This window comes from Methyloceanibacter sp. (assembly GCF_035650995.1).
Lineage (GTDB): Bacteria > Pseudomonadota > Alphaproteobacteria > Rhizobiales > Methyloligellaceae > Methyloceanibacter.
The window spans coordinates 1-3,834 of sequence record NZ_DASRGO010000115.1; the positions used below are offsets into that span (position 1 = coordinate 1).

The 3,834-nt window shown below is 62.0% G+C and carries 3 protein-coding genes; all 3 read left to right on the top strand.

The genetic code is table 11. The features are described from left to right. Positions 1–1,263: putative bifunctional diguanylate cyclase/phosphodiesterase (locus tag VFB18_RS08730; protein ID WP_324973697.1), on the top strand; the 1,263-nt coding region annotated here is incomplete at its 5' end. A 66-nt stretch (positions 1,264–1,329) separates the two neighbouring features. Further along, the gene (locus VFB18_RS08735; protein WP_324973700.1) at positions 1,330–2,109 is read left to right on the top strand and encodes a hypothetical protein; all 780 of its coding nucleotides are present in this window, start codon (positions 1,330–1,332) and stop codon (positions 2,107–2,109) included. Positions 2,110–2,235: 126 nt separating this feature from the next. Beyond that, complete coding sequence (locus tag VFB18_RS08740) at positions 2,236–3,510, top strand: MFS transporter (protein ID WP_324973703.1); 1,275 nt, start codon at positions 2,236–2,238, stop codon at positions 3,508–3,510. Positions 3,511–3,834: the final 324 nt, after the last annotated feature.

Below are 3,834 nucleotides of genomic sequence, written 5' to 3' on the forward strand. Positions count from 1 at the left end.
GCGTTCCTGCACAGTCCCGTGGCCAAGCGCACCGGCCAGCGCGCCGTCGCCGCCTATATCGACATCGACCGCTTCAAGGACATCAACGATACGCTCGGCCACGAGGCGGGCGATCAATTGATCAGCGCGGTCGCGCAGCGCCTTGTCGGACGCTTGCGGCCGCAGGACTTCCTCTCGCGCTTCGGCGGCGACGAGTTTGCCATCCTGTGCGCGCCAGCCGGCCACGAGGCTGCCGTGACGCTTGCGCGGCGCATCGCTCAGGCCTTCGAGTCGCCTTTCAATGTCAAAGGACAAAACATCCGCGTGACGGCCTCGATCGGCCTCGCCGTTGCGCCGGAAAACGGCACCTCGGCCGACGAGCTGATGCGCCACGCCGACATCGCTCTGTATGAGGCGAAGAACCAAGGCCGCGATCGCGCCATTCTGTTCTGCACGGAGATGGCCAAGCAGGTCGAGCACAGACGCTCGATCGAATTGGCTTTGCGCAACGCTCTCGATGACGATGCGCTCGACCTCCACTATCAGCCCATCGTGTCCTGCCAAACCGGCGCGGTTATCGGGGTCGAGGCGCTGCTCCGCTGGGAGCACCCGATCTATGGCGAGATGTCGCCTGCCGATTTCATTCCGATCGCCGAGAACGCCGGACTGATTCCCAGTCTCGGCGAATGGGTGCTCACGCGCGCGATGACCGACGCCAAGAAGTGGCCCGAGCTCGAAGTTTCGGTCAACTTGTCGCCGGTGCAGATGCGCCACGTCGATCTCGAAGGGACCTTGCGCCGGCTCATTGCCGAGCACCAGATCGATCCCCGCCGCTTCACCCTCGAGATCACCGAGAACGTGATGCTTGAGGCGACCGACCGCGTCAACACCATCCTCGACGCCATTCGCGCCATGGGGTTCAAGACCGCGCTCGACGATTTCGGCACTGGATATTCCAGCCTCTCCTATCTTTGCACCTTCCGCTTCGACAAGATCAAGATCGACCGCTCTTTCGTCGCCCGGATCTCCGAGATCGACACTTCGCGCACGATCATCAAGTCCGTGGTCGCGCTCGGCCGCGGTCTCGGCATGAGCATCGTCGCCGAGGGGGTCGAGACCGAGTTCGAGGCCGACATGATGGCGCAGTTCGGGTGCACCGAGCTACAGGGCTTCTATTTTGCGCGGCCTCTCACCGCCGAGGACATGGCCGAATTCCTCAAGTCGTTCAGGGCGCGCCAGCCCGCCTCGGGCACTCCCCCGCACCGGGCCGCGATAGGCGGCTAGACACGAGCCTCTGCGATCTGCGAGTAAAGCGGCACCGCCGAGCAACGCTCTTTGACGGAGTGCCACTTGTCAGCCGAGGGTTCGTCGACCGGTAAGCCTGAGCGCGCGGCCTCCCGCAACGCCGACGATCGTTGGGCGGAGTTCGACTCCGAAGCCTATTTCCAGCATTATTATGGGGAACCCCACCCCGACGACGACTGCGTCATTCGCCTCGCCGTTGCAGCAATGAAATCGGCGCTTCCTCTTGGCACCGAGCTCGACATGGTCGATGTCGGCACAGGCCCAAACCTCATCTCGCTATTTTGTGCGCTCCCTCGCGCGCACCGCCTCACCGTATGGGAATACGCCGAGAGCAATATCACATGGCTCGAAGCGGAGCTGGCTCGTGACGTAATGCGCCCGCAATGGAGTCACTTCTGGAACGTTGTACGCGAGGCCTATTTGCCGGAGTTCGATCTGCCTGAGGATCCAATCCCTATTCTACGCGAGCGGTGTCACCTCCGGCGCGGATCTATCTTCGATCTGCCCACTCGTCGGTGGCAAGCGGCGACTATGTTCTACTGCGCCGAATCGATTACCGACCGACAGGATGAATTTGAGGCGGCATGCGCCGCCTTTGCTCGTTGTGTAAGGCGAGGCGGTACCCTTGCGGCAGCCTTCCTGGCGCGCTCGACCGGCTATGCCGTGAATGAAAGCTGCTATCCGGCACTGTCTTTATCCGTCGAATCTGCGGTCGATGCTTTTGCGCCTTACGCTGACGGCTTGAGGGCTGAAGCCGTAGCCCGCGAACATCAGGTTCGCAGCGGTTATTCGGGCTTCATTTTCTTGACCGGCACGGCACGCTAGGCATCGATACGTTCGTTTCCTCCCTGCCATTTCGCCGCAGGCTCAACCCGCACACGAAATGAAAGCTTGCTCTTGAGAGCCCGTTTGGCCCAATTCTCGCCGAGAGATGCCTTCACCCAGCACGCCATGAATCTTCAGCCCCGCAACACGACCGCCCTAGCCAAGGCAACGCAAAGCACCGCTGTGGCCGTGCTTGCCGCGATCAGCGTCTGTCACATGCTGAACGATGTGATCCAGTCACTGATCATGGCCATCTATCCCATGCTGAAGGAGGGCTTGGCGCTCGACTTCGGCCAGATCGGCTTCATCACCTTCACCTTCCAATTCACGGCATCGGTTTTGCAGCCCTTGGTCGGCTACATCACCGACCGTTACCCCACGCCTTACTCGCTCGTGCTCGGGATGAGTTCTTCGCTGATGGGTCTTCTCCTCATCGCCTTTGCCACGAGCTATGTGGCGGTGCTTGCCGCCGCCGCCCTGATCGGCATGGGCTCCTCCGTGTTCCATCCCGAATCCTCGCGCGTGGCGAGGCTCGCTTCGGGGGGCCGTCACGGCATGGCGCAGTCGGTGTTCCAGGTCGGCGGCAATTTCGGCACGGCGCTCGGACCGCTGCTCGCCGCCTTCATTGTGCTTCCTTACGGCCAGCGCAGCATCGCCTGGTTCTCGGTCGTGGCGCTCGTCGGCATCGTGCTGCTTGCCGGCATCGGTGCCTGGTACGGCCGGACGCTGAGAGCCAGCCCTGAGACGCACCCGAGCGAACGCGAGGCGATCGCTGAAGCGACCCACGGCAAGGTCGGGCTCTCGGTTGCCATTCTCATGGCGCTGACCTTCTCCAAGCACTTCTATCTGGTCAGCATCACAAGCTTCTTCATTTTCTATCTGATCCACACCTACGGCCTCACGGTACAACAGGCCCAGCTCCATCTGTTCATCTTCCTGGGCGCCGTCGCCGCGGGAACGGTCATCGGCGGCCCCATCGGCGACAGAATCGGGGCACGGCGAGTGATCTGGTGGTCGATCTTCGGCGTTCTCCCCTTCACGCTGGCGCTTCCTTACGTCGGGCTCACCGGCACGGCGATCTTGAGCGTGATCATCGGACTGATCCTTGCCTCGGCCTTTCCTGCGATCCTGGTCTACGCTCAGGGCCTGATCCCGGGCCGGGTCGGGATGGTTGCGGGTCTATTTTTCGGGCTTGCCTTCGGCATCGCCGGCATCGGAGCCGCCTTCCTCGGCTGGCTCGCCGATGTGACTTCGATCGATTTCGTCTATCACATTTGCGCCTTCCTCCCAGCGATTGGCATGCTCGCCGCTTTTCTTCCCGAGACGGCGAAGCCAAGACCGCGAAGAAAGCCAGGAAAGCGGAGTGCCCGCGGCGCCGCCCGGCCTCATTCGTCAAGATGACCATTCACGACTTGCGGATTTCAATTTTTTTGTTCAAGCGAGGTCTTGCCGGTGTCTTGATGATGGCGCGGCGCGGCCGTGAATTGGCGGAGGGTGAGCCCGACAAATGTTCGGGACTTCTGGCTGAATCGCCTAAGCCGAGACAGGGCGTTTGGCCTTGGCTAATATGGGGTTACTGGGCGTCCCGGTCGAGGCTTTGCCGGGTTCCAGGAATCCGAACACTTGCCGACGCGGCGGCCGGCAGGCCTCATTAGTCTTGCGTGACACCTGCCAGCCCGCTCGGTTGTTGGTCAAAGCCATGAAAACGAGGGGCAAGCAATGCGT